The organism is Pontibacter silvestris (assembly GCF_020907275.1).
In the GTDB taxonomy this organism is placed as follows: domain Bacteria; phylum Bacteroidota; class Bacteroidia; order Cytophagales; family Hymenobacteraceae; genus Pontibacter; species Pontibacter silvestris.
On the sequence record NZ_JAJJWI010000006.1, the window covers coordinates 200,479 to 227,422 of the forward strand.

Genomic DNA, 26,944 nt, shown 5'->3' on the forward strand with positions numbered 1-26,944 from the left:
ATAAACAAATGACTGCTCTGGAATATACCTCTCTTATACAAAGTGTAGCCTTATCTTTAAGACCTGTGGCAATGAACCTGACACGCGATGCAGATGATGCCAAGGATCTGGTACAGGAGACACTTCTCAAGGCTTTATCGAATAGGGAGAAATTTAAATCAGGTACGAACATAAAGGCATGGCTTTACACTATCATGCGTAATACTTTTATCAACAACTACAATAAAATAACCAAACGCACAAGTAGTATCGATACTTCTGAGTACTTGCAGTACTTAAACATTAATCAAAACTACACTGCGCAAAACAAAGGGGCGGCTTCTTTCGTCATGAATGACATTAACAAGGCTATTGCCAACTTAAGTGAAGAACACCGTAAGCCTTTCATGATGTATTACATTGGCTATAAATATCATGAAATTGCCGACCAGCTTAATCTTCCGATAGGTACTGTAAAGAACCGCATTCATATTGCCCGTAAAGAACTGAAGCTTATGCTGGAGGTATACAGGTAGGAGGCTTAGTAAAACAGGTAGTAGCAACCATTTTTATGACTCAAACAAAAGTAATAGTAATAGGCTCGGGCTTCTCTGGGGTGTCGGCAGCTACAAGCCTGGCTGATAAAGGCTATAGTGTAACGGTGCTGGAGAAAAATTCCACACCCGGCGGACGTGCACGAAGTTTCTCAGCTCAGGGCTTTACGTTTGATATGGGGCCAAGCTGGTATTGGATGCCTGATGTTTTTGAGTCATATTTTAATAAATTTGGTAAACGAAGTTCTGATTACTATAACCTTAAACGTTTAGATCCTTCTTATACAGTAGCTTTCGGAGAGGATGATTTTGTAGATATTCCTGCCTCGCTGGATAAGCTGCGTACATTATTTGAAAGCCTTGAAAAGGGTAGTGCTGCTAAACTTGATGCTTTTTTAGAACAGGCAGCCTATAAATACGAAGTGGGAATTAACCAGCTGGTATATAAGCCCGGGCGTTCGCTAACAGAGTTTATGAGTTTAAAGCTGCTCTTTGATGTGCTGCGGATGGATGTTTTTCAATCTTTCCATAAGCATATCAGGAGGTTTTTTAGCCATGGTAAAATTATTAAGCTGATGGAGTTTCCTATACTGTTTCTGGGGGCTTTGCCAGAAAACACACCGGCTCTTTACAGCTTGATGAATTATGCCGATATCATCTTGGGTACCTGGTACCCTATGGGAGGAATGTATAAAATTGTGGAAGGGATGGTGCAGTTGGCCGAGGAAAAAGGGGTAACCTTTCTATACAACCAGGATGTGAAGGGTATTGATGTGGAAGATGGACAGGTATCAAGCGTGATAACTGCTACAGATACCTTTTATACAGATGTAGTGGTGGCGAGTGCAGATTATCATCATGTAGAAAAGGAGTTGCTGCCACCATCTTACCAGAGTTACTCCGACAGCTATTGGGAAAACAGAGTGATGGCACCGTCGTCTTTACTGTTTTACATTGGCGTAAATAAACGCCTGAAAAATCTGCAGCACCATAATCTGTTTTTTGATGAAGACTTTGGTCCGCATGCCCGTGAAATATACACGCACCCAAAATGGCCAACAAAGCCACTGTTTTATGTTTGTGCGCCTTCTGTAACAGACCCAACTGTTGCGCCTGAGGGTTGTGAGAACCTGTTCTTGCTGATACCAGTGGCACCTGGCTTGCAGGACACTGAAGAGCAGCGTGAAAAATATTATAACCTTGTAATGGACCGGCTGGAGCGACTAACAAAGCAGGAGATACGCAGTGCTGTTATATATAAGCGCAGCTATGCGCACCAAGACTTTATCAGCGATTATAATGCTTTTAAAGGTAATGCTTATGGATTAGCAAATACTTTAAAGCAAACCGCATTACTGAAGCCTCGTCTGAAAAGCAATAAAGTAAAGAACTTGTTTTACACGGGGCAGTTAACTGTTCCCGGGCCCGGAGTGCCACCTTCTCTTATATCAGGGCAGGTGGTAGCGAAAGAGGTAGAAAAAGAATTTAAAGCTCCGGATAAAATATACATCAACCCAAAAACCCAAATGCATGGAGCTGTTTAAAGAAACTTGCCTGAAGTGCAGTAGAGTTGTCACAGAGTCATACAGTACCTCGTTTACACTAGGCATTAAAACGCTGCACAAAAAGCTTCACTTTCCTATATATGCCATTTATGGTTTTGTGCGCTTTGCCGATGAAATTGTAGATACTTTTCACGACTACAACAAGCGTGAGCTGTTGGCTGACTTCAAAAAACAAACTTATGAAGCTATAGAGAAGGGCATTAGTCTGAACCCAGTGCTGCATTCGTTTCAGACGGTGGTAAAACAGTATGGCATAGATGAAAAATATATTGATGCCTTTTTGTTAAGTATGGAGATGGACCTGGAGGGGCATGCGTATGACCGTGCGCTGTATAATACCTACATTTATGGTTCGGCAGAGGTGGTGGGGCTTATGTGTCTGAAGGTTTTTTGTGAGGGGGATGAAGAAATGTTTAAGCAATTAGAAAATTCGGCACGTAGTTTGGGAGCTGCTTTCCAGAAAGTAAACTTTCTCCGCGACATGAGAAGTGATTATGATGAGCGGGGGCGGGTATATTTTCCGAAGGTAGACTTTACGTGTTTCGATAATACTTGCAAAGCAGAGATTGAAGCTGATATTCTAAAAGATTTTGATGATGCATTAAAAGGTATCATGGCTCTGCCGCGCTCAGCACGGATGGGAGTGTATCTGGCCTATGTTTACTACAGAAAGCTATTTAGAAGAATCCAGAACCTGCCTGCAACCCATATTCTAAAAGAGCGCGTAAGAGTACCTGATAATACGAAACTTGCTTTGCTGGTAAGCTCGTACTTCAAGTATAAACTTAATGTAATCTAATTTGAAAATATTATTTCTATTTATGGTGATGCTTGTCTTGCCAGCTATGTCTGAAGCAGGTAGCGATACAAGCCAATATAAAATTGCCGAGTTAAGAGGGCTGTACCTGAAAGCTACTCAAGACGAAGAGGCTGGTAAAGAATTCCATAAGTTTATGGATAAGTATAACGGGAATCACCCGGTTATACTGGCTTATAAAGCAGCTTCAGAGGCAAGTATGGCCAAGTATGTCTGGAACCCTTACAGCAAGTTAAAGCACCTTAAAACATCTGCTTCCATTTTTGAGAAGGCTGTTAAATTAGATAAAGATGAGCCTGAAATCCGTTTTTTAAGGTTCACAGTAGAGCATTATGTACCGCGTTACCTTAAGTTGAGTGAGCATCTGAATGAAGATAAAAAGATCATTATAAACAGCTTGAAGAATTATCCTGCCTCAGGTCTGTCACCAGGTCTGGCCAAAATCATGCGAGACATAATGCTTTCTGAAGATCTTACCTCAGAAGATGAGAAAAAAATATTGCGAAACGTCCGCATCTGACAGTTGTCATAAACAAAAAGCGGTATGTAACTGTTTTTGATAAAGGAAAGGGGCGCTGTTGTTGTATTGAGTGATAACTGATAATTACTGCATGTATATCTACCTGTATCTGAACATCTTTACTATTACGTTTCCTTTACTGCTTTCTTTTGATAAGAAGGTGGCGTTTTATAAAAGCTGGCCCGCCTTATTTCCGGCTATGCTTGTGAATGTTCTGGTGTTCATGGCTTGGGACGTGCTGTTTACTGATCTTGGCATATGGGGGTTTAACGAGGAGTATTTGCTTGGGATTACCGTGTTTAACCTGCCCTTAGAAGAGGTGTTGTTTTTTGTTACCGTGCCCTATGCCTGTGTATTTATTTACGCAGTGCTGAATGCTTATATCACAAAAGATATTCTGCGACCTTACGCTAAAATTATTGCGGTTCTCTTAATGCTTTCGTTGTCATGTATTGCTGCTTTTAATAGTGGCAAACTTTATACCTCTGTTACGTTTTGCTCTCTAGTTGTGATGCACTTGTTGCATCTGCGCTTCTTCCGGGATAAGTTTTTGGGGCGGTTCTACCTGGCTTACCTGGTGCACCTTGTGCCATTTTTGCTTGTGAATGGTGTACTCACCTACTTGCCTGTTGTGTGGTATAATAACAATTACATTCTCGGGTTAAGGATTGTTTCTATTCCTGTAGAAGACACGATGTACTCTATGCTGATGTTGTTATTACCCATAACAGTATACGAGGGATTACAACAACGCTTTGCTCTTAAACAATATAAGCCTTTAGTTGTATAACAACTATATGAAAAGCCTCCATGTTACTATTGACTCTAACTCTGGCTTCTGCTTTGGAGTAGTCTATGCTATTCAAATGGCAGAAGATATACTAAAGGAGCAGGGATACCTGTATTGCTTGGGTGATATTGTACATAACGATGAGGAGGTAGAGCGCTTGCAGCAGTTAGGTTTGCGCATTATTAATCATGAGCAGTTCAGAAACTTACGAAATGAATCTGTGCTGATTAGAGCGCATGGTGAACCTCCTGAAACATATCAGACGGCACTGCAAAATAACCTGACCTTAGTGGATGCTTCCTGCCCAGTGGTGCTGAAGCTGCAGAATCGCATTAAAACTTCTTTTGATAAAGAGGAGCAAATTTTTATTTACGGCAAACATGGTCATGCAGAAGTGATGGGGCTCTTAGGGCAGACACATAATAAAGCTGTTGTTTTCGAAAACATGGATGAACTCTTGCGGTATGAGTTGCCACAGAAAATTACACTGTATAGCCAGACCACCAAAAGCACCGATAGCTTCTATAAAATCAAAGAGACGCTGGAAACAAAAGGGTACGAGATAAACGCTAACGATACGATCTGCCGCCAGGTGTCTAACCGTGACAAGGAACTGCGCAACTTTGCCAGTAAGTTTGATAAAGTAGTGTTTGTTTCTGGCACAAAGTCTTCTAATGGCAAAGTCCTGTATCAGGTATGTAAAAGCACGAATCCTGATACTTTTTTTGTTTCTAAAGTAGATGAGTTGCAGGAAGAGTGGTTTAAAGACGGGGATCGAGTAGGTATTTGTGGAGCTACCTCTACTCCTATGTGGTTAATGGAGGAGGTGAGAAGCAGGTTACTAAGTTATGAGTTAGCCCTGTAGAACTTTGCTTTATCGTTATAAAGGTAGACCTTATTTCTGTGAACTTAAGCTAATACTGTTACTAAAAAGCTAGCTATTTATACATTTACAAATGCCAAAACGCAACGACTATAGAGGGATTGTGATAGCAACAGTTATTGTTGTTTGTTGGTTTACGCTGCTCGTTTACCTGTTGCATTGGTCTGTTTATTTTACGTCGCCTTTAACGTTTCTCTTTGTTTTACTGCAGACCCACTTGTACACTGGCTTATTTATTACAGCCCATGATGCCATGCATGGGGTGGCTGCACCCGGTAAACCTAAGTTAAATAAAACAATAGGTACGGTAACAGCTTTGTTATTTGCTTACAACTGGTATCCACGCCTCTTGCCAAGGCATCACCTGCATCATCAGCATGTGGCTACTGCTGATGACCCTGACTATCATGGAGGCGGATTCTGGCCCTGGTACTTGAGCTTTCTTAAACAATACATCACCTGGTGGCAGATACTGCTTATGGCTGTTACCTTCAATGTGCTTCAACTGTTTTTCCCGCTGGAAAATATTATACTCTTCTGGATGCTTCCGGCTATACTGGCTACTTTTCAGCTTTTCTACTTTGGTACTTACCAGCCACATAAAGGAGAACACCTCGAAAATAACCTGCATAAGTCTACTTCGCAGCATAAGAACCACCTTTGGGCTTTTGTAAGCTGCTATTTCTTCGGGTATCATTTTGAGCATCACGATAAACCTTACCTGCCTTGGTGGCAGTTATATAAAACGAAAGAGAGCTAATAGAAATTATTGCTCCATCCTCCTCGCTCGTATCAGTTAAGTTATCTGTGAAGAGATAATTTTATATGTTTTTGTGACTATCGCTCCTGCCCATAGCTTTCAATAATGTGAGTTCTTGTTAATAATTCCAATTTGTTAGGCAGTTGCCAAACTGAAGCCAGCCTTTTTAGCCTGTTTCTGGCTTTCTGCTGCATTTTAACTTGTATTTTGCCCGCTAAATTCATCAGGCCAAATAGGGATAGCAGGAGCAAAACAATAAGCTTCCCGTCTTTTTCAATAAAAAGTTAGCAACTCTTTTCCACTTTCTCCCACTTTGCCCACTTTCTTCCACTTTTCATTTGGAAATATATTAAACATATGTAATTGCGTATATTTTATAGGTAATTTATTGGTTATCAATATATTGGGTATTTATATCCTCGAATTTTAATGAATTTACTGATCTCTTGCAAAAAAACTTATACCCAAAATAGCGTGTAAGTGGTGTAGGTAATGTGGATAAGTGGAGTGGATAACCATAATTTATCCACAAAGTGGTGAAAAGTGGTAGATAGTGGTTGAAGTGTTTTGTTGAATCGCTACATTTGTATACTCCGAAATCTACACGGACGAAACTGTAATATGTATGAACTTCCTCTCCGGTGAATATGAGTGCAAGATTGACCCGAAGGGAAGGTTGGTTTTACCTGCAAAGATAAAAGCCAACCTGCCGGAGGCATCAGGCAACCATGTGGTGCTCACGAGAGGATTTGAGCCTTGCTTGGTGCTGTATCCGAAGGCTGAGTGGAAGGTGATTTACGATAAGGTGGCAGGGTTGAATGAGTTCAACGAGGAGTATCGTCACTTTCAACGGAACTTCTTTCGGGGAAATACCGAGATAGAGTTGGATGGTGCTGGTCGTTTTATAGTTCCGAAAACCATGGCACGTTTTGCAGAGCTGGAGAAAGAGGCGATAGTGGTTGGGCTTGGTAATCGTGTAGAAATCTGGAACCCTGATAAGTATGAGGAGTTCCTGATTAAGGATCAACAGAATTTTTCACAGCTTGCCCAGAAGTTTTTGGGTGATAAACCGGCAGAGGAACCGAGTATTTAATTAATGGAATATCATCGTCCTGTTTTATTGGAGGAGTCGGTCGAGGCGCTGGCGGTTAAGCCAGATGGTGTTTATGTTGATGTGACATTTGGAGGAGGTGGCCATTCGGCGCTGATTGCTAGTAAGCTTACAGATGGTAAGTTGTACAGTTTTGACCAGGATAGGGACGCGGAAGAGCAATCTAAGAAAATAGAGAGCCCGGTTTTTCAGTTTGTGCGAGCAAACTTCCGGGACCTGAAAAAGTACCTTCGGTTGTATCGCGTAAATGCTGTGGATGGTATTCTGGCAGACCTAGGTGTTTCATCGCATCAGTTCGATGTGCCGGATCGGGGCTTTTCAACCCGCTTTGACGGCCCCCTGGATATGCGTATGAATCCTGAAGCAGAGGTTTCGGCTAAAGATGTGGTGGCAACTTATTCAGAAGAGCAGTTGCATCGGGTTCTGGGGATTTATGGAGAGGTGAAAAATGCCCGTACACTAGCCCGGACAATAGTAGAGAAGCGCGCTGTAAGGTCTATTGAAACTATCGGGGACTTTAAGAGGGCAATAAGTTCTGTCACGCCAAAGGGGAAAGAGAATAAATACCTGGCTCAGGTGTTTCAGGCCCTCCGCATAGAAGTGAATGATGAGATGAAAGCACTGGAGGAGATGCTGGAGCAGACTGTTGAAGTGCTGAAGCCGGGCGGCCGATTGGTGGTGATATCTTACCATTCGCTGGAAGACCGGATGGTGAAGAATTTTATTGCGAAAGGTAAGTTTTTTGGAGAGGTTGAAAAAGACCTGTTTGGAAACGAGGTAAAGCCACTGGAGGCTGTAAACCGAAAACCAATTACTCCAACAGGTCAGGAGTTGCTGGAGAATACCCGCTCCAGAAGTGCTAAGCTGAGAGTCGCTGAAAAAAGAGATTGAAATGAAAGAAATTAAAGGCTGATACTGCTTTAGCCGGAAAGTAAATATTGAATAGAATATGGCTTCTAACCTTTTAGTAAAGAAAACCAGCGCGCCCAAGGCTAACTCGGTACGCGTGAAGCCAGAAGTAGAGGCACCCAGGGTAGAGAAGAAAACAAGAAAGCCGGGCTTTAGTTTGTTTGGTTTTCTGAACAAGTATGCAAGTGTAGATGCGTTATTTGAGGAGGGGGTGCCGGTTAAGTACATGCCGTATATTCTTTTTATAACAGGCATTACTCTGTTTTATATCGGCAACACACATTATGCTGAAAAAACAATTAGACGGATAGACCGCCTGAAAGTAGAAACAGAAGACTTGCGTGCTGATTATACTACGCTCAAGTCTGACTACATGGAGGCAAGTAAACAATCTGAGGTGGCACGTAACGTGGCGCCTTTTGGTCTTATAGAAAGTTCATCTCCACCTTTTCAAGTTATAGTGCCTGCAGATGAATATTAAGAAGTCCATAGTGCTAAGGGTGCGGGTAGCTTTTCTGGCTATCTGCCTTTTTGCGTGCGCTATAGTTTACAAAATAGTGCAGATTCAGTACAGAGACGGGGATAAGTGGAGGAAAATATCCAAAGAGCGTCGCATTCACTATCAGCCAGTGCGTGCAACCCGGGGCAATATTTTTTCGGACAATGAAAGCATTCTGGCTACCTCGTTGCCTTTTTATCGTGTTGCTTTTGACCCTACTGTGGCCAGTACAGAGTTATTCAATGGTGGTGTAGACTCTCTGGCGTACCTGTTGTCTCGTTTTTACGGCGATAAGTCAGAAGACTATTACCGTCGCAAATTAAAAAATGCCCGCCATGCCGGTCGCCGTTATGTGCGTTTGAGCAGCAGGCAGATAAACTATCAAGACAAGAAAATGATGGCGTCCTGGCCTATTTTCAGGTCTGGCAAGAATAAAGGTGGTGTTATATTTGAAAAAGTAGAGAAGCGCTTTAAACCTTTTGGTATTCTGGCAGAGCGCACTATTGGGTTTATAAACGAAGATAAAAACGGAGCCGGTCTGGAATACAGTTTTAATGGTGACCTGGCAGGTACTGATGGTGAGGCTCTGTTTGAACGCATTGCAGGTGGTAATAAACCTATTTATGATGGCACGGAAGTAAAGCCTCTTGATGGGTATGACATCAAGACTACCATTGATATTAACCTGCAGGATGTGGCTGAAAACGCGCTGTACAAAGCTTTAGAAAAAACAAATGCAGAGTATGGTTGTGTTATTATGATGGAGGTGAAAACCGGTGAGATCAAAGCTATTGCAAACCTCGGGAAAACCAAAGGAGGCTACATTGAAGACTATAACTACGCTGTTGGTAACCAGGGACGTACGGAGCCTGGATCAACTTTTAAGCTAGCATCTATGATGGCTTTGTTTGAGCATGCTAAGGTTCCTTTGACAGACACAGTTGATACAGGTAATGGTAGCTATCGCATTAAAAACACGACCATGACTGATGCTCACCATGGTGGGTTTGGTAAACTAACCGTGCAGCAGGTATTTGAAAAGTCGTCTAACATTGGGGTGGCTAAACTGATGGAGAAATACTTTAGCGACAACCAGACAGCTTATGTAAACTATCTACGCAGTTTTGGTTTGGATCAGACACTCGGGTTTCAGATGGATGGCGAGGCACGTCCTTATATGAAGAGCCCAAGCGATAGAAACTGGTATGGTACGACACTTACTTCCATGGCAATTGGCTATGAACTTAAGATATCTCCTTTGCAGACGCTGGCATTTTATAATGCAGTAGCAAATAATGGAGTTAAAATTCAGCCTATCATTGTAAAAGAAATTCGCAAGGCAGATAATGTAGTGCAAAGCTTTAAAACTAGAGTATTGGTAGATAAAGTCTGCTCTGATGAAACGCTGAAGAAACTGCGGGCTATGCTGGAAGGCGTAGTGGAGCATGGAACGGCCAAGAACCTTTTAAATGCAGATTATAAGGTGGCAGGTAAAACTGGTACTGCAAGAAAAGTGAAGAATGGACGCTATGTAAGAGAGTATTCTACATCTTTTGCAGGCTACTTTCCTGCTGATAATCCTAAATACAGCTGCATAGTAATCATAGATAGCCCAAAAGGCGTGAATGTGTATGGAGGAGATGTAGCAGCTCCTGTGTTCAAAGAACTGGCCGATAAAGCTTATGCCCGTGACCTGGCTATGCACAAGCCATTGATGGCACGTGTAGTACCTAATAAAAACAGCCTGCCACATACAGGAGCCGGAAGCCTGGATGACTTAACCTATATCTGTAACAAAATTGGCATCAGTACACATGCCAAAACAACAGAGGAGGATTGGGTAAAGGTGGAGCCACAGTCACATTCTCGTTCATTGAACCTAACACCAAGCCCTGTTGTGCAGGGGCAGGTGCCGGATGTGAAGGGTATGACATTGCGTGATGCACTTTTTATATTGGGTAACCAAAACCTGAGAGTTAAAGTGGAAGGTGCCGGTAAAAGAGTACAGAAGCAGTCGCTGGACCCGGGTACAATTATCAATAAAGAAAAACAAATAATTATAGTATTAAGCTGATGCAGTTGCTGCAAACCATACTGAAAGATGTAAAAGTGCTGGAAACCAAAGGTTCGCTGGAGGTGCCTGTAGCTGCTATTACTTTTGATTCGCGTCAGGTGAAACAAGGGGTGGTGTTTGTGGCAGTGCGTGGGGTGCAGGCCGATGGGCATGATTTCATAGGTAAAGCTGTAGAGGCAGAGGCTGCAGTTATTGTTTGCGAACAGTTTCCTGAGGAAGTAGCGCAAGGTATAACTTATGTGTTGGTTAAAGATTCTGGAGAAGCTTTGGGTAATATGGCTTCAGCTTTCTATGATTATCCGTCTAAAAAGCTAAAGCTGATTGGTGTAACAGGTACTAATGGTAAAACAACCTCTGTTACACTGCTGCATAAGTTATTCAGGGAACTCGGTTATCATGTCGGCTTGCTTTCTACCGTACAAAACCAGATAGATGAAGATATAATGCCTTCAACGCATACTACTCCTGATGCCGTTAAGCTGAACGAGTTACTAGCGCAGATGGTGAAAGCAGGTTGTACGCATTGCTTCATGGAGGTGAGCTCACATGCTATGGTGCAACAGCGTGTGGCAGGTCTGGTGTTTGCCGGTGGCGTTTTTACAAACATCACACACGATCACCTGGATTACCACAAGACATTTGAGGAGTATATTAAAGCAAAGAAGCTTTTCTTTGATCAGTTGCCAAAGAATGCCTTTGCTCTGATAAATGCCGATGATAAACGTGGGCCGGTAATGGTGCAGAACACAAAAGCCAGTGTACATTATTTTGCCTTGCGCAAAGTAGTGGAATTTAAAGCACGTATTATCGATAATACATTACAAGGCTTGCATCTGGAGGTGAATGAAATTGAAATATGGTGTAAACTGATAGGTGCTTTCAATGCTTACAATTTACTAGGTGCCTATGCGGTGGGTGTTCTAATGGAAGAGGACCCAATGGAGGTCTTAACAGTACTTTCTAGCTTAAGCTCTGCTGCCGGGCGCTTCGATTACACTATTTCTGATGGGCTGATTACAGGTATTGTAGATTATGCACATACGCCTGATGCATTGGAAAACGTGTTGAACACAATTCAGGAAATACGGGATCCTAATCAGAAAGTAATCACTATAGTAGGTTGTGGCGGGAACCGCGATGCAGCCAAGCGGTCAGTAATGGCTGATATTGCCTGCCGCCTAAGCGATAAAGTTATTCTGACATCTGATAACCCTCGCTTTGAAGAACCACAGGCCATTCTGGAAGATATGCAGAAAGGTGTGAAGCCGCTGGATTATAAAAAAACTTTATCTGTGTTAGACAGGAAAGAAGCCATAAAAACAGCCTGCATGCTGGCTGAGACAAGAGATATTATTCTGGTAGCAGGCAAGGGGCACGAAACATATCAGGAAGTGAAGGGAGTAAAATATCCTTTTGATGATAAGCTGGTGTTACATGAAACGTTTCGACAGTTAGGAAAATAGAAAATAACAAAATATTAAGCCAAAGGAAACCGAATACAATTAATGCTTTACCACCTCTTTACATACCTGGATCGCGAGTTTGATGTCTTTGGAGCGGGTGTATTCAGATACATCTCTTTCCGGGCAGGTATGGCGACTTTGATATCATTATTAATTGCCATGATTTTTGGTGGCAGATTAATCAAAATACTGCAACGCAAACAAGTTGGCGAGAGTATCCGCGACCTTGGCCTGGAAGGGCAAATGGAGAAAAAGGGTACTCCAACTATGGGTGGACTAATTATTTTATTAGCTATTCTGGTGCCAACCCTGCTCTTTGCCAGGCTTGACAATGTATACATTCAGCTGATGATCTTTTCTACAATCTGGTTAGGCATGATTGGGTTTCTGGATGATTATATTAAAGTGTTCAGGAAAAATAAAGAAGGGCTGGCTGGTAGGTTCAAGATATTAGGGCAAATTGGTTTAGGCTTGGTGGTTGGTTTAACCTTGTATTTCCATGACGATGTAGTAGTGCGACAATACCTGTTTTCTGATGGAGCTTCTTCAGCCGTAAATGCTACAACCCGATTCATGGACGTGAAATCGATGATAACGACAGTGCCGTTCCGGAAAAATAATGAGTTGGATTACTGCAACCTGTTTTCTTTTGCAGGAGCCATTTTTCAGGACTGGTCCTGTTATCTGTACATACCATTTGTGATTCTTGTAATTACGGCGGTATCAAACGGGGCTAATATTACAGATGGTATTGATGGCTTGGCAGCAGGTACATCTGCCATTATAGGTATGACACTGGCTATTTTTACCTATGTATCAGGTAACACAATATTCGCCGATTACCTAGATATAATGTTCATTCCTAATTCTGGTGAACTGGCTATCTTTTGTCTGGCTTTTGTGGGGGCTTGTGTTGGCTTTTTGTGGTATAATACCTATCCGGCACAGGTGTTTATGGGAGATACGGGTAGTTTGTCAATCGGAGGTATTATAGCTGTTCTTGCTTTAATTGTGCGTAAAGAGCTGCTTATACCTATTCTTTGTGGTATTTTCTTAATAGAAAACCTGTCTGTTATGTTGCAGGTGAGCTACTTTAAGTATACTAAAAGGAAGTATGGTGAAGGCCGACGCATCTTTAAGATGTCACCTTTGCATCATCATTACCAGAAGCAAGGCTATCATGAGTCTAAAATAGTAGGCAGGTTCTGGATAGTAGGTATTATGCTGGCCATTTTTTCGCTGGTTACATTAAAGCTTCGCTAACATGCTGTTGGTGGTTTCAGTTTTAAGAACAGTCAACAGCTAGTGAACAACTATTAACAATTATCTTAACTATGAAAATAGCAGTACTTGGGGCAGGAGAGAGTGGAGTAGGAGCCGCTATGCTGGCAAAGGCAAAAGGGCTTAATGTATTTGTGTCAGACATGGGGCAGATAAAGGAACAGTATAAAGAAAAGCTTGCTTCAGCTGCTATTCCTTTTGAAGAAGGAGCACATACATTCGAACGTATTCTGGAAGCTGATGAAATCATTAAAAGCCCCGGCATACCTGACAAAGTTGCTATTATTCAGGAGGCGATAAAGAAAGAGATTCCTGTTATCTCTGAAATAGAGTTTGCCGGCAGATACACGAATGCAAAGTTTATTTGTATAACTGGTACTAATGGCAAGACCACAACAACTCTGCTGGCTTACCACTTACTTAAAGAAGCTGGTTTAAAAGTTGGCTTGGCTGGTAATATTGGGGAGAGCCTTGCAGAGAAGGTTATTGATAATAGGTATGAGTACTATGTAGTAGAATTGAGCAGCTTTCAGCTCGATAATATGTATCAGTTTAAAGCTCATATTGCTGTGTTGCTCAATGTTACTCCTGACCACCTAGATCGCTATGGGTACAGCATGGATAAGTATGCAGCCTCTAAGCTGCGGGTGGCGCAGAATATGATGGGGAGTGATTTCTTTATCTATAATGCAGATGATGAAAACATAAAAAAAGCTTTTCATTCTGAAACATTTGGAGGAACTACAGTACCGTTTTCTTTACAGGGGGCTAAGGCTGCTAAAGTGACTTTGGAGGATAAGTCTGTAAAGGTGGCGGTGAAGTTTTATGAAGGTTTGATCAATACTTCTAAGTCCAGTTTAATTGGCAAGCACAACCAGTACAATACCATGGCAGCAGTAGCTGTAGCTAAACTTCTGGAGGTGTCTGATGAGCAGATAGAGAAAGCTCTGGAGACTTTTAAAAATGCTGATCATAGGCTGCAGGAAGTAGGAGTAGCGAAAGAAGTTACTTACGTAAATGACTCTAAGGCTACCAATGTGGAAGCAGTATGGTACGCATTGGAAGGAATAAAGAAGCCTATTATCTGGATTGCCGGTGGCGTAGACAAAGGTAATGACTACAGTACCCTGGCAGACCTTGCACGTGAAAAAGTAAAGGTCTTGATTTGCCTGGGAAAAGATAATGATAAACTAAAAGAGGCTTTCGGCAGAATAGTTCCGGTTATTGCCGAAACAACTTCTATCAATTACGCGGTACGTCTCGGCCGTTCGCTGGCTGAGGCAGGAGATGTGGTTTTACTTTCTCCGGCTTGTGCCAGCTTTGATTTGTTTAACAATTACGAGCATCGGGGACAGCGTTTTAAAGAAGCTGTAGAAAGAATAGTATTAAAGAAATAGCATACATAACATTAAGCCAAAGGTTATGATAAAGCAGTGGTTACAGCAAAACCTGAAAGGTGATGCGGTGCTTTGGGGCATCGTGCTTGCTTTCTCCCTTTTAAGCGTAGCAGTAGTATACTCTGCAACCGGTACTCTTGCGTACCGAAACAGAGACGGCAATACAGAGTACTTTCTGTTTAAGCATTCTTCGCTTATAATGGTTGGATTGGCATTTATGTGGGCGGCGCATAAAATTAACTATCGCTTTTACTCCAGGCTATCATTGCTGGCACTGTTTATTTCAGCGCCTCTTCTTATAGTTACGTATTTTTACGGCTCCAATATTAACGATGCCAGTCGCTGGATTACTATTCCTGTTATCAATCAGACGTTTCAGCCATCTGACTTAGCAAAGCTTGCCCTTATTTCATACCTGGCAAGCATGCTCTCTAAAAAGCAGCAGATACTGCACGATGTAAAGCGCACGCTGATACCCATCTTTACATGGACAGTAGTAATATGTGCTTTAATTGCTTTAACTAATACATCCACAGCTGTTTTACTATTCCTGACATGCCTGCTGCTTATGTTTATCGGCCGCGTGCCCATGAAGTACCTAATGGCAGTAATAGTGGCAGGTATTCTTTTTGGAGGGGTTGCCCTGGCTGTGGGGCAACGTATGAGTACGGCTATTAGTCGTGTGGAAGATTTCATGGACCCTAACAAGACAGCTTACCAGTTAGAGCAGTCTTACATTGCCATTGCTACAGGTGGTATTGTAGGTAAGGGTCCTGGAAACAGCGATCAGCGCGATATCTTGCCTCACCCATATTCAGACTTTATATACTCAATCATTTTAGAAGAATATGGTTTACTGGGAGGGGGCGCTGTGTTGTTCTTATACCTGGCACTGCTCTACAGAGGTTTGGTAACGGTAAGTAAAAGTAATGGTGCTTTCGGCGGTTTGCTCTCTGCAGGTCTGAGTTTTAGCTTGGTCATGCAGGGCATGATTAATATGGGAGTTGCCGTGGGGCTGGGGCCAATCACAGGTTTGCCTTTGCCCCTGTTAAGTATGGGGGGAACTTCATTGATCTTTACAGGTATCTCACTGGGTATTATTCTAAGTGTAAGTCGTAGCGATGATGAGTTTGAGCGTGCAGCTGCTGGAGCTCCTGTTCCAAAAGTACCAACAAATACAAACTCACCTGTAAATGCCTGAGAATAACAGACCATATCGCATTATTATCAGCGGTGGCGGCACTGGCGGGCATATTTACCCGGCTGTGGCTATTGCTAATCAGATCAAGGCCATAAACCCTGATGCTGAGATATTGTTTGTAGGGGCAAAAGGGCGTATGGAGATGACAAGGGTGCCAGAGGCAGGGTATAAAATTGTTGGCTTATGGATTAGCGGGCTTCAACGCCGCCTGACATTAGACAATTTATCTTTCCCGCTTAAGGTCCTGTCCAGTGTACGTGCATCGCATAAAATAATTAAAGAGTTTAAACCTGATGCAGTAGTTGGAGTGGGAGGTTATGCAAGTGGCCCTTTGCTTTATGCTGCTACTTCCAGAAATATTCCGGCCTTAATTCAGGAGCAAAACTCCTACGCCGGTATCACAAATAAGCTATTGGCCAAGCGTGTTGATAAAGTGTGTGTAGCTTATGATAATATGAAGCAGTTCTTCCCGGCTGAAAAGCTGGTTTTGACGGGCAACCCGGTGCGACAGGATATCATGGAGATACAGGATAAGCGGCGTGAGGCATTGTTGCATTTCGGGTTAATATCAGAGCAGAAAACGATACTGGTTATTGGCGGAAGCTTAGGTGCCCGTACGATCAACCAAAGTGTAGCTGCAGGGGTGAAGCAAATTGCGGAGGCAGGGTACCAACTAATCTGGCAAACAGGCAAAGGCTTTTATGCCGAAGTTCAGCAACTGGAGAAACCTTACCTGGAGCAAGGCATCCGTGCTTTTGATTTTATCAAGCGAATGGATTTAGCTTATGCTGCCGCTGATATAGTTGTTTCACGTGCTGGAGCTCTGTCTATCTCTGAACTGTGCCTGGCAGGTAAACCGGCTATACTGGTCCCCTCGCCTAATGTGGCTGAAGATCACCAGACAAAGAATGCTATGGCACTCGTAAACAGGCAGGCTGCAATACTAGTGCGTGATCAGGCGGCACAACAGGAGTTGGTACCAGCAGCTTTGCAGCTGTTACAAAATGAGCAGGAGCAGAAACGGTTACAGCAGAGAATACAGAAAATGGCGCGGCCAAATGCCGCTGCCGATATTGTAAAAGAACTTTTGGAATTGATCAAGTGAAACTGGATAACTATAAATATATCTATTTTTTAGGCATTGGCGGCATTGGTATGAGCGCTATTGCCCGCTGGTTCAAGTCCAAAGGTTATTCTGTTTGGGGCTACGATAGAACCCGCACATCTCTTACAGAGGCTCTGGAGCAAGAAGGCATCATGGTACATTACGAGGATGACCTGAGCCAATTGCCTAGCGAGGTATTAGAGCATAAGCAGGAGACACTGGTTGTATTAACGCCAGCTATTCCGGCAGAGCACCAGGAATGGACTTATCTGAAAGAGCAGAATTATCAGATTTGCAAACGTTCAGAAGTATTGGGCATTATCACGGCTTCAGCTTTTACAGTTGCGGTGGCTGGCACACATGGCAAAACCACTACCTCGTCTATTGTAACGCATTTGCTGCATCATTCAGGTGTAGACTGTTCAGCTTTTCTGGGAGGCATCAGCACAAATCTTAACTCTAATCTTCTCATTGGAAAAGGGGAGGCAGAAAGAGAAACTGTGGTAGTTGAAGCTGATGAGTATGACAGGTCTTTCCTGACACTTTATCCTGATGTTGCTATTGTGACTTCAGCAGATGCTGATCACCTGGATATTTATGGGGATAGTGAAGAACTGATACGTACTTTTCAGCGGTTTATCAGCCAGATTAAACCAGGCGGTTACCTTATCCTGCATGAGAATACTGACCCTAGGTTAACGGATAAAATTAAGGAGGGTGTACAGGTTATAAGATATAGCCTGAAAAAAGGACAAGCACATGTACAAGACCTGAATATAAGGGATCGTTGGTTTGAGTTTGATGCAGTGAGTCCATTAGGGAGCATAGAGGAACTGCGTCTTGGTTTGCCGGGCTTCCATAACGTGGAGAATACATTAGCGGCTGTGCTGGTTGCCCAGCTGTTACAGGTGCCAGAGCAAATTATAAAAGCAGGTGTGCAAACTTTCAGGGGTGTAAAGCGACGCTTTGAGTTTGTGTTTGAAGGAAATGGCAAAGTCTACATAGACGACTATGCGCATCACCCGAAAGAAATAGATGCATTTATGACTTCATTACGAGCCTTGTATCCTGATAAGAAAATAAAAGTACTATTTCAGCCACACCTGTACACGCGCACAAGAGATTTTGCTAAGGAGTTTGCAGAAAGCCTTGACAAGGCCGATGAGCTGGTTCTCTTACCAATATACCCGGCTCGCGAAAAACCTATACCAGGGGTTACCTCTGAGATGTTATTGGAACTTACTAACTGCCCGGTAAAAGAGTTAGTGCCTAAAGAAAAAGTGATAGAAAAATTGTCCAATAACTCTAGCTTCGATGTGCTGGCCACAGTTGGTGCCGGAGATATAGATACACTTGTTAGCCCTATTAGAAAATTTTTAGAAAATAATCGCTATGGGCTTGAATAGTAGAATAAAATCTTTAATTTTTGCAGGTTGTAGCATTATTACAATTGGCGCATTGGCAGGTTTTGCTTCATCACGGCAAAATGAAAAAACTTGTAAAAAAGTGTCAATAATAATTGATAATGAGTACAACAATTACTTTATTGGGGATACGGAGGTAAGGGACCTACTAACCCGGGAGGGAGAGCGAAATCTAGAGGGGCTTCCGAATCAGGAAATAGATCTGAAGAACCTTGAGAAGCGCATTGAAGCACATAGCTTTGTTAAAGAGGCGGATGTATTCAGAGGGCTTGATGGTGATATTCATGTTAGCGTAAAGCAAAACAGGCCTATTGCCAGAATCATACGATCAAGTGAAGATGTATACTTAGATGCGGAGGGAAATGTGCTTCCGCTTTCAGACAGGTACACTGCTCGTGTAATCCCTATTACAAAGTCGGCTAATATTAAGTCACTAGACAAGGGGTTTTTTCAGGATTCAGCAGGTCAGGCCTACCTTTCTTTGCTACAGTTCATCGAGAATGACCAGTTTTGGAAAGCACAGTTAGCCCAGATGCACATTGATGGGAAAGGAAAAATATCGTTTTTACCTCAGGTAGGAGAGCATACCATTGAGTTTGGAAAGCCAACCGAGTTAGAAACAAAGTTTAAAAAATTGATGGTCTTTTATAAAGAAGTGCTGCCTGTAATGGGGTGGGACAAATATAAAAGAGTTAACGTAGAGTACGAAGATCAGATAATTTGCGAATAATACATAAGATATGCAGAACGACAAAATAGTAGTAGGCTTGGACATTGGCACAACCAAAGTTTGCGCACTTGTTGGTCGGAGGAATGAGTTTGGGAAGCTGGAGATTTTGGGGATGGGCAAAGCACTTTCTGAAGGAGTAGTGCGTGGCATAGTGAGCAACATCGACAAAACTGTTGACGCTATAAAGAAAGCAATCCGGCAGGCAGAGGAGCAGTCAGGTATCAATATTGGAGTGGTTAACGTAGGTATAGCCGGTCAGCATATCAAAAGCCTTCAGCATAATGGTAGCATTACGCGTCAGGTAACAGATAATGAGATTACGGTGGAGGATGTAAACCGCCTTACAAATGATATGTACCGTCTGGTGACACCTCCGGGTAGCGAAATCATACATGTAATGCCTCAGGAATACAAGGTTGACTACGAAGAAGGTATTGTAGACCCTGTCGGTATGACTGGTGTGCGTTTGGAAGGTGATTTTCATATCATTACAGCTCAATCAAACGCCATTAACAACATCAATAAATGTATCACCCGTGCTGGTTTAGAAATAGACAATCTCATTCTGGAACCATTGGCATCTTGTATGTCGGTGCTTAGCGATGAAGAGAAAGAAGCAGGTGTGGCTTTGGTTGATATTGGTGGTGGTACAACTGATTTAGCAATCTTTAAAGACAATATTATACGCCATACAGCTGTTTTACCTTTTGGAGGGAACATCATAACCTCTGACATTAAGCAAGGCTGCATGGTAATGCAAAACCAGGCAGAGCAGCTAAAGGTGAAGTTTGGAAAAGCTATTGCTGACGAAGCTTCTGAGAACGAGATCGTTTCTATTCCAGGGCTGCGTGATCGTACGCCAAAAGAGATTTCTTTGAAGAACCTTGCCTATATTATTGAAGCAAGAATGGAAGAGATTGTAGAGTTGGTGTATGCAGAAATTGTTCGATCAGGATTTGCTAATAGCCTGGCAGCAGGTATTGTTATTACCGGAGGAGGTGCCCAATTACAAAACCTTGTGCAACTTGTAGAGTACATTACAGGTATGGATACCCGTATAGGTTATCCGAATGAGCACTTAGGAAGATCTAAGGTAGACGCTGTAAAGAGCCCGATGTATGCCACAAGCGTAGGACTGGTGCTTGCCGGTTACCAGCCAATCGATCAACGTGATGAGCATCATGTAGAGGTTCCTCAGCAGGAGGAATACAACAGACCTATTCAGCAACAGCAGCAGCCTAAGAGCTCTGGAAGCAGTGGGGGCGGAAGCAATCTCTTCCAGAAGTTGAAAGGCTTTTTATCAGACGATATAGACAACAAACAAAGTTATTAACCCATTAGAGCAGGAGAATTTAGCATGACTTCAATGTACACTTTTGACTTACCAACCAACAGTAAGTCCATCATCAAGGTGATTGGCGTCGGGGGCGGTGGTAGTAACGCTGTGAACCACATGTACAATCAGGGTATAAAAGATGTAGAATTCATCATTTGTAATACTGATGCACAGGCTTTGAAAAGCAGCGCAGTACCTAGCAAATTACAAATAGGAACCAACCTGACCGAAGGACTTGGTGCTGGTGCCAACCCTGAGAAAGGTAAACAGGCAGCCTTAGAAAGTAAAGAGGAAATCCGCGAGATGTTGAGCGCCGAGACAAAGATGGTGTTCATTACAGCAGGTATGGGAGGTGGTACCGGTACTGGTGCCGCTCCGGTTATTGCTAAAGTAGCCAAAGAGCTTGGCATCCTGACAGTGGGTATAGTTACAGCGCCTTTTGCTTTTGAGGGTAAAAAGAAAAAGGTAGCTGCCGAAAACGGAGTAAAAGACCTGAGCGAAAATTGCGATACGATTCTGGTAATTCTGAATGACAAACTACGCGAAATGTTCGGTAACTTAACCATTCGCGAAGCTTTTGCCAAAGCAGATAACGTATTAACAACTGCTGCGAAGTCTATTGCAGAAATCATTACGGTTACTGCTGAAGTAAACGTGGACTTTGAAGACGTGAAAACAGTAATGAAGGACTCAGGCGCTGCCGTAATGGGATCTGCCACTACAGAAGGCGAAGGTCGTGCATTACGTGCTGCCGAAGAAGCTCTTTCTTCTCCGTTACTTAACAACACCGATATTCATGGAGCACAGAAAATATTGCTTTCTATAATGTCAGGTGAGCAGGCTGAGCTTGAAATGGATGAACTGACTGAAATTACAGAATACATCCAGGATAAGGCCGGACAAGAGGCTGAAGTTATCTTTGGACATGGTATAGACTCTACCTTAGGACAAAGCATTCGTGTTACAGTTATTGCAACAGGTTTTGCAAGTGCTTCTGAAGGTATTATTGAACCTAAAAAAACAGTTTTTGACTTAGAGAGCCAAAAAAAAATAGAGGTAACTGAGCCTGCTAAACCAGAGGCTGCCGATGTTGCTGCATTTGTGCCGAAGCCTGTAATAGCGCCAGTAGCAACACCTACGCCAGCACCTACTCCTACGCCGCCACCTGCTGCACCATCTCAGTCTCAACAGTATTATGCACAGGAGCAACAGCCTGAGGTGCGAAGGCCAATAGAGCAGCCGCAGCGTATCGTTTTTGAACTTGATGGGAACACACACGATAATAATTCTTATACATCTCGTGAAGATGATCGTGCAGCCCGTGAGGCAGCAAGGCTGGCAGAAGAGCGTGAGTTAATGCAACGCCGGGCAGAGGAGCGCCGGGAGCGCCTGCGTATGTTAAGCTCTGAAATTACGTCGGAGGCTATCAAAGAGAAGCTGGATGTACCGGCTTATCTGCGCCGTAATGTAGCCTTGGATAAAGTTGTGCACTCATCAGAACGTAATATTTCCCGCTTTAATCTGAATGATGATAATGAAATATTAGGTGATAATCGTTTCTTACACGATAATGTTGACTGATTGTCTGTACTAATCACACGATAAAAGCAAAAGAGGCTGTCTTTAATAAATAAAGACAGCCTCTTTTGCTTTTATCGTGCATCTTAGAACTCCAGAAACTGCTCTATCTGCTGTTCTATCAATTCCTGATATAGTTTATTGGTTATAATTTGCCCATCAAAGTTCTTTTCAATATGAGCTAACTTCGGCTTAAGAGCGAGAATATGCATACCCAAGTAGTTGAAAATGTCGGTAAGATGGCTTAAGGCTAAGTTGCTGCCTTGCATTCCGGAAGAAATACCTACCAAAGCTGCTTTCTTATTTTTAAAAGTATAAGGATAGTCTAATCCATCAATAAAAGCCTTTAGCACGCCAGGAAAAGATGCGTTATATTCTGGCACTACAAAGATGAATTTATCCGAGTTAGAGACCATGCTGGTGAGTTTGTTGAACTGCTCATTTTTACCGGTATAACTATACAGGGCATATACAGTAAAATCTTCCGGTAAATCAGCTAAATCTAATACCTGATAAGAAATACCTTTTTCCTTTAGTAGGGAGGCATAGAGGTCTACAATTGCCCTTGTTTTTGAGTTAGGTCTGTTTGTGCTTGAAACAAGTGTAATCATATTTCAATGTTTTTACAAGTTACTTTATAATTCTTGTTTTGGTATAAAGCAATCTGCTATGTGACATGTAAATCTACGACATTACAAGCTCTGTCTTTCAGTAAAATAAAAAGGCGAGAGCAGTAAATGCCTCGCCTTTTTATTTTACTGTTAAAAAAAGAACTAGCTTATACTATACATTCTCTGAAGTAGCTTTAGCTGCGATGAACTCTCTTCGAAGCATGTTAATGTTTTCTAGAGAGATACCTACAGGGCACTCTGCAGCGCAGGCACCTGTGTTCGTACATGCTCCAAAACCTTCAATATCCATTTGGGCAACCATGTTCTCAACACGAGTTTTACGCTCTGTTTTTCCTTGTGGCAACAGAGCCAGCTGAGACACCTTTGCACTTACGAACAACATGGCTGAAGCGTTTTTACAAGCTGCCACACAGGCACCACACTGAATACAGGTAGCAGCGTCAAAAGCTTTGTCAGCAATAGTTTTTGGAATTGGAATTTCGTTAGCATCAGGAACACCACCTGTGTTTACTGATATATATCCACCAGCTTGCTGTATCCTGTCTAAAGCAGAACGGTCAACAACTAAATCTTTGTGTACGGGGAAAGCTGCTGCTCTCCAAGGCTCAATAGTAATTGTATCACCGTGATTAAAGTGGCGCATGTGAAGCTGACAAGTAGTAGTGCCACGCTCCGGGCCATGTGCCCGACCATTAATGAACAAGCTACACATACCGCAAATACCTTCACGGCAGTCATGGTCAAAAGCCACAGGCTCTTCCCCTTTAAGCAGCAGGTCTTCGTTAAGCACGTCAAGCATCTCCAGAAAAGACATATCTGGAGAAACTCCTTTTACAGGATATGTTACCAGTTGGCCTGGTGTATTTCTATCTTTTTGGCGCCAAACCTTTAGTGTTAGGTCCATTGGTTTAGCATTTGGATTACTTCCAGCCATTTTATCTCAAATTATGAATTGCGAATTACGAATTACGAATTAGTTAAAGGAGCACTGTTTACTCAACATTCATTTCTAACTCATAATTTCTAATTTCTAATTTTTTATTTATAGCTACGCTGCGTTAGTTTAACGTTTTCGAACTTCAGGTCTTCTTTGTGTAGCACTGGGGCATTATCAACACCTGCAAACTCCCATGCTGCAACATAAGCAAAGTTCTCATCATCACGTAATGCTTCGTTTTCTGGTGTCTGAGATTCCTCTCTGAAGTGACCACCGCACGATTCATTTCTCTGCAGGGCATCTTCTACCATCAACTCACCAAGCTCCAGGAAGTCTGCTACACGATGTGCTTTTTCCAGTGTGACGTTCAACTCTTCGTTAACACCTACCACTTTTACATCTCTCCAGAACTCATTGCGCAGCTTACGGATTTCCTGTTTAGCTATTTGTAAGCCTTCTGCATTACGTGCCATACCGCAGTATTCCCACATAATGTGTCCTAGGGCTTTATGGAAGTCATCTACTGTGCGTGTACCTTTGATAGAAAGGAGCCTGTTCGTAATGTCCATTACATTTTGCTCAGCCTCTTTAAAAGCTGGGTGGTCAGTACTTACTTTATCATACGGCATTTTGGCCAGGTAATCACCAATAGTATAAGGAAGCACAAAATATCCATCCGCAAGACCTTGCATCAAGGCAGATGCTCCTAAGCGGTTTGCACCGTGGTCAGAGAAGTTACACTCTCCGGCAGCATATAAACCAGGAAGGTTTGTCATTAGGTTATAATCTACCCAAAGGCCACCCATGGTGTAGTGTACAGCAGGATAGATACGCATTGGTACTTCATACGGGTTCTCATCCGTAATCTTAGCATACATATCGAAGAGGTTACCATACTTAGCACTGATAGCTGCCAGGCCATCACGTTTAATAGCATCAGCAAAATCTAGATACACAGCTAGGCCAGATGAGCCAACACCACGGCCTTCGTCGCACACGAGTTTAGCGTTCCGGGAAGCCACGTCACGTGGTACCAGGTTACCGAATGCTGGGTATTTACGCTCCAGGTAGTAATCGCGATCTGCTTCAGCAATGTCAGCTACTCTGATTTCACCTTTCCTAAGCTTTTGAGCCAGTTCTACTGTTTTCGGTACCCAAACACGACCATCGTTACGAAGCGACTCAGACATTAGTGTCAGTTTAGACTGATGTCCTCCAGATACTGGAATACAGGTTGGGTGAATCTGTGTATAGCAAGGGTTCGCGAAGTATGCACCTTTTTTATATGCTCTCCAAGCAGCTGTTGCGTTTGACCCCATAGCATTGGTAGAAAGGAAGAATACGTTTCCGTAACCACCAGTTGCTAGTACGACAGCATGTGCACTGTGAGACTCAATTTTACCTGTAATAAGGTTACGGGTGACAATACCACGGGCTTTGCCATCGACCATTACCAAGTCAAGCATCTCAGTACGTGGGTAAACTTTTATCTTACCATAAGCAACCTGGCGGTTAAGAGCAGAATAAGCTCCTAGCAACAGCTGCTGACCAGTTTGGCCGCGGGCATAGAAAGTTCGGGATACTTGCGCTCCACCGAATGAACGGTTTGCCAGCAACCCACCGTAATCACGTGCAAAAGGCACGCCTTGAGCTACGCATTGGTCAATGATGTTAACTGATACCTGTGCCAGACGGTAAACATTCGCTTCACGGGAACGGTAATCTCCACCTTTGATAGTATCATAGAAAAGACGGAATACAGAGTCTCCGTCGTTCTGGTAGTTTTTAGCAGCATTAATACCACCCTGTGCAGCAATAGAGTGTGCTCGTCTTGGGCTGTCCTGGTAGCAGAATGATTTAACATTGTAGCCTAATTCGGCAAAAGTTGCTGCAGCAGAAGCTCCTGCAAGACCAGTACCTACAACAATAATATCGTATTTACGTTTGTTGGCCGGGTTAACCAGCTTTACGTCAAATTTATGTTTGTCCCATTTCTCCGCTAAAGGGCCTTCCGGGATTTTTGAATCTAATATCATAGCAACTATAATAGTTAGTTTTTATTTAAAGAAAAAGAAATACAGCGGAATGGCGGCAAAAGCAAGGCAAACCACTACAGAGAAAAAGTATCCAAAACCCTGTATGAAAGGAGTATATTTCTTGTGATCAAGACCAAGTGTCTGGAAGGCACTTTGAAATCCATGAATCAGGTGGTAAGCCAGGGCTACCATAGAAATAACATAGATCGCTACATACCACCAAACATTGAAAGACTCCATTACGCGTAGGTAAAGGTTCTCATATTCTACATCTTCAATCACAACTCCTTCAAGGCCTCCAAAACGGGCAGGTACAAAGAAATTCCAAAGATGGATAATAAGAAAAACAAGAATAACAGTTCCAAGCAAACCCATATTTCGGGAAGACCAGGTGCTGTTTTCCTGCGGACGCTGTTCTGCGTAATCGATTGGGCGGGCAGCTTTGTTTCTCCTGGTTAGTACTATAGCATCATAAATATGGAAGAGAAACCCTAGTACCAGGATAATCTCCATAAACCGGATAATACCGTTATGCGCCATAAAGTCGGAGTAAATGTTAAAAGCTGCACCTCCGTCATCTTTAAAGAGCTGAAGGTTACCGAGCAAGTGGACTACCAGAAAAGAGCACAGAAAAAGGCCCGTTATAGACATAACGATTTTTCGGCCGATTGTACTGGAAAACGTTTTAGTAAACCAATTCATCTGTATTTGTTAAAGGTTAAATATGTGAGCGTTTTTAATTCTCAAAGGTAGTGGTGGCCTTCCTATAAAACAATTTTAATATCATATTTCGAATCAATCTAAATTGTTATTCGTACCACAAGGAACTACAATCACATCAACCTGCAGAATAATAGTCTGTTGATACTAAAAAACAGGAATATTTAGTTTACTTTATATCTTGTTTACCGTCAAACGCTACATATATGCCATACAGTTTACGTAAGAAGTGTCTGCTGCAAGGTTGTTTGTTGTGGATAGTAATCTTGCTGCTGGGCTCTCTTACAGAGGCTCAGGCGACACACCTTAGAGCAGGAGACATCACGGCAAAAAGAGACACAACGCCTAACCCAAATCCCCGTCGCTTCTTCTTTACCATGACTATTTACAGGGACCAGGGATCTCCTATTTTTGATGAACAGGTTACTATTGCTAATGGCGATGGCACAACACAACGAGTAGATCGATATTCTATCTCAGATATTGGTAACGAAACAGATAGAGAAGTCTTCTATTGGGAGTACACATATCCTGCAGACGGAACCTACATAATAGGATGTAATATAGAAGAGCGTAATAATGGCATATTGAATATTGCTCCTCCAACAAATCAGGTTTCTTTCTACATCTCTACTACGATCAA

The 26,944-nt window shown here is 42.6% G+C and carries 24 protein-coding genes and 1 pseudogene; 21 read left to right on the forward strand and 4 right to left on the reverse strand.

Features of this window, described 5'->3' with window-relative positions; all coding sequences use genetic code 11:
- Positions 1–8: 8 nt before the first annotated feature.
- The 20 genes from LN995_RS07650 (at position 9) to ftsZ (ending at position 21,979) form a co-directional block, all read left to right on the forward strand.
- The gene (locus LN995_RS07650; protein WP_229959997.1) at positions 9–515 is read left to right on the forward strand and encodes an RNA polymerase sigma factor; all 507 of its coding nucleotides are present in this window, start codon (positions 9–11) and stop codon (positions 513–515) included.
- 35 nt (positions 516–550) lie between these two features.
- On the forward strand, positions 551–2,077 hold the full coding sequence (locus LN995_RS07655) for a phytoene desaturase family protein (protein ID WP_229959999.1): 1,527 nt from the start codon (positions 551–553) through the stop codon (positions 2,075–2,077).
- Positions 2,064–2,897 (forward strand): phytoene/squalene synthase family protein, encoded by an 834-nt coding sequence (locus LN995_RS07660; RefSeq protein WP_229960000.1) that lies wholly within the window; start codon positions 2,064–2,066, stop codon positions 2,895–2,897. The genes LN995_RS07655 and LN995_RS07660 overlap by 14 nt, the downstream gene beginning before the upstream one ends.
- Before the next feature lies 1 nt (position 2,898).
- Entirely contained in the window at positions 2,899–3,435 is a 537-nt protein-coding gene (locus tag LN995_RS07665) for a hypothetical protein (protein WP_229960003.1), read from the forward strand.
- 91 nt (positions 3,436–3,526) lie between these two features.
- Positions 3,527–4,225, forward strand: a complete 699-nt coding sequence (locus LN995_RS07670) for a lycopene cyclase domain-containing protein (RefSeq protein ID WP_229960005.1) — start codon at positions 3,527–3,529, stop codon at positions 4,223–4,225.
- Between the two features lie 7 nt (positions 4,226–4,232).
- Positions 4,233–5,090: a 4-hydroxy-3-methylbut-2-enyl diphosphate reductase gene (locus LN995_RS07675; protein WP_229960007.1), complete on the forward strand. Its 858-nt coding sequence runs from the start codon at positions 4,233–4,235 to the stop codon at positions 5,088–5,090.
- Positions 5,091–5,181: 91 nt separating this feature from the next.
- Entirely contained in the window at positions 5,182–5,868 is a 687-nt protein-coding gene (locus LN995_RS07680; protein ID WP_229960009.1) for a fatty acid desaturase, read from the forward strand.
- 625 nt (positions 5,869–6,493) lie between these two features.
- Positions 6,494–6,961, forward strand: a complete 468-nt coding sequence (mraZ, locus tag LN995_RS07685; RefSeq protein WP_229960011.1) for a division/cell wall cluster transcriptional repressor MraZ — start codon at positions 6,494–6,496, stop codon at positions 6,959–6,961.
- Between the two features lie 3 nt (positions 6,962–6,964).
- Positions 6,965–7,870 (forward strand): 16S rRNA (cytosine(1402)-N(4))-methyltransferase RsmH, encoded by a 906-nt coding sequence (gene rsmH / locus LN995_RS07690; protein ID WP_229960013.1) that lies wholly within the window; start codon positions 6,965–6,967, stop codon positions 7,868–7,870.
- A gap of 58 nt (positions 7,871–7,928) precedes the next feature.
- A complete protein-coding gene (locus tag LN995_RS07695) occupies positions 7,929–8,369 on the forward strand; it encodes an FtsL-like putative cell division protein (RefSeq protein WP_229960015.1) in 441 nt (146 codons plus the stop codon).
- Positions 8,359–10,461 (forward strand): penicillin-binding protein, encoded by a 2,103-nt coding sequence (locus LN995_RS07700; RefSeq protein ID WP_229960017.1) that lies wholly within the window; start codon positions 8,359–8,361, stop codon positions 10,459–10,461. Before LN995_RS07695 ends, LN995_RS07700 begins: the two co-directional genes overlap by 11 nt.
- Positions 10,461–11,924, forward strand: coding sequence for a UDP-N-acetylmuramoyl-L-alanyl-D-glutamate--2,6-diaminopimelate ligase (locus LN995_RS07705; protein ID WP_229960019.1), 1,464 nt, complete (start codon positions 10,461–10,463; stop codon positions 11,922–11,924). Before LN995_RS07700 ends, LN995_RS07705 begins: the two co-directional genes overlap by 1 nt.
- 42 nt (positions 11,925–11,966) lie before the next feature.
- On the forward strand, positions 11,967–13,187 hold the full coding sequence (mraY, locus tag LN995_RS07710; RefSeq protein WP_229960021.1) for a phospho-N-acetylmuramoyl-pentapeptide-transferase: 1,221 nt from the start codon (positions 11,967–11,969) through the stop codon (positions 13,185–13,187).
- Between the two features lie 71 nt (positions 13,188–13,258).
- Positions 13,259–14,602 (forward strand): UDP-N-acetylmuramoyl-L-alanine--D-glutamate ligase, encoded by a 1,344-nt coding sequence (murD, locus tag LN995_RS07715; RefSeq protein ID WP_229960022.1) that lies wholly within the window; start codon positions 13,259–13,261, stop codon positions 14,600–14,602.
- 25 nt (positions 14,603–14,627) lie between these two features.
- The gene (locus tag LN995_RS07720) at positions 14,628–15,803 is read left to right on the forward strand and encodes an FtsW/RodA/SpoVE family cell cycle protein (protein ID WP_229960025.1); all 1,176 of its coding nucleotides are present in this window, start codon (positions 14,628–14,630) and stop codon (positions 15,801–15,803) included.
- Positions 15,796–16,908 (forward strand): undecaprenyldiphospho-muramoylpentapeptide beta-N-acetylglucosaminyltransferase, encoded by a 1,113-nt coding sequence (gene murG, locus LN995_RS07725; protein WP_229960026.1) that lies wholly within the window; start codon positions 15,796–15,798, stop codon positions 16,906–16,908. Before LN995_RS07720 ends, murG begins: the two co-directional genes overlap by 8 nt.
- Complete coding sequence (murC, locus tag LN995_RS07730) at positions 16,905–18,314, forward strand: UDP-N-acetylmuramate--L-alanine ligase (protein WP_229960028.1); 1,410 nt, start codon at positions 16,905–16,907, stop codon at positions 18,312–18,314. Before murG ends, murC begins: the two co-directional genes overlap by 4 nt.
- Positions 18,315–18,414: 100 nt before the next feature.
- A complete protein-coding gene (locus LN995_RS07735; RefSeq protein WP_229960030.1) occupies positions 18,415–19,062 on the forward strand; it encodes a cell division protein FtsQ/DivIB in 648 nt (215 codons plus the stop codon).
- 10 nt (positions 19,063–19,072) lie between these two features.
- On the forward strand, positions 19,073–20,395 hold the full coding sequence (gene ftsA / locus LN995_RS07740) for a cell division protein FtsA (RefSeq protein ID WP_229960032.1): 1,323 nt from the start codon (positions 19,073–19,075) through the stop codon (positions 20,393–20,395).
- Between the two features lie 24 nt (positions 20,396–20,419).
- The gene (gene ftsZ / locus LN995_RS07745; RefSeq protein WP_229960034.1) at positions 20,420–21,979 is read left to right on the forward strand and encodes a cell division protein FtsZ; all 1,560 of its coding nucleotides are present in this window, start codon (positions 20,420–20,422) and stop codon (positions 21,977–21,979) included.
- Between the two features lie 83 nt (positions 21,980–22,062).
- On the opposite strand, the gene LN995_RS07750 is transcribed toward ftsZ, so the two are convergent.
- From LN995_RS07750 to LN995_RS07765, 4 genes are all read right to left on the reverse strand, one after another.
- Complete coding sequence (locus LN995_RS07750; RefSeq protein ID WP_229960037.1) at positions 22,063–22,587, reverse strand: NADPH-dependent FMN reductase; 525 nt, start codon at positions 22,585–22,587, stop codon at positions 22,063–22,065.
- A gap of 172 nt (positions 22,588–22,759) precedes the next feature.
- Positions 22,760–23,512 carry a succinate dehydrogenase/fumarate reductase iron-sulfur subunit gene (locus LN995_RS07755; protein ID WP_229960039.1) on the reverse strand — a complete coding sequence of 251 codons (753 nt, stop codon included), beginning with the start codon at positions 23,510–23,512 and terminating at the stop codon, positions 22,760–22,762.
- Positions 23,513–23,646: 134 nt separating this feature from the next.
- Positions 23,647–25,581 carry a fumarate reductase/succinate dehydrogenase flavoprotein subunit gene (locus LN995_RS07760; protein WP_229960041.1) on the reverse strand — a complete coding sequence of 645 codons (1,935 nt, stop codon included), beginning with the start codon at positions 25,579–25,581 and terminating at the stop codon, positions 23,647–23,649.
- 21 nt (positions 25,582–25,602) lie between these two features.
- Entirely contained in the window at positions 25,603–26,283 is a 681-nt protein-coding gene (locus LN995_RS07765) for a succinate dehydrogenase cytochrome b subunit (protein WP_229960043.1), read from the reverse strand.
- A gap of 224 nt (positions 26,284–26,507) precedes the next feature.
- Here LN995_RS07765 and LN995_RS07770 point away from each other — a divergent pair.
- A pseudogene (locus LN995_RS07770) lies at positions 26,508–26,944 on the forward strand (gliding motility-associated C-terminal domain-containing protein); the annotation flags it as partial.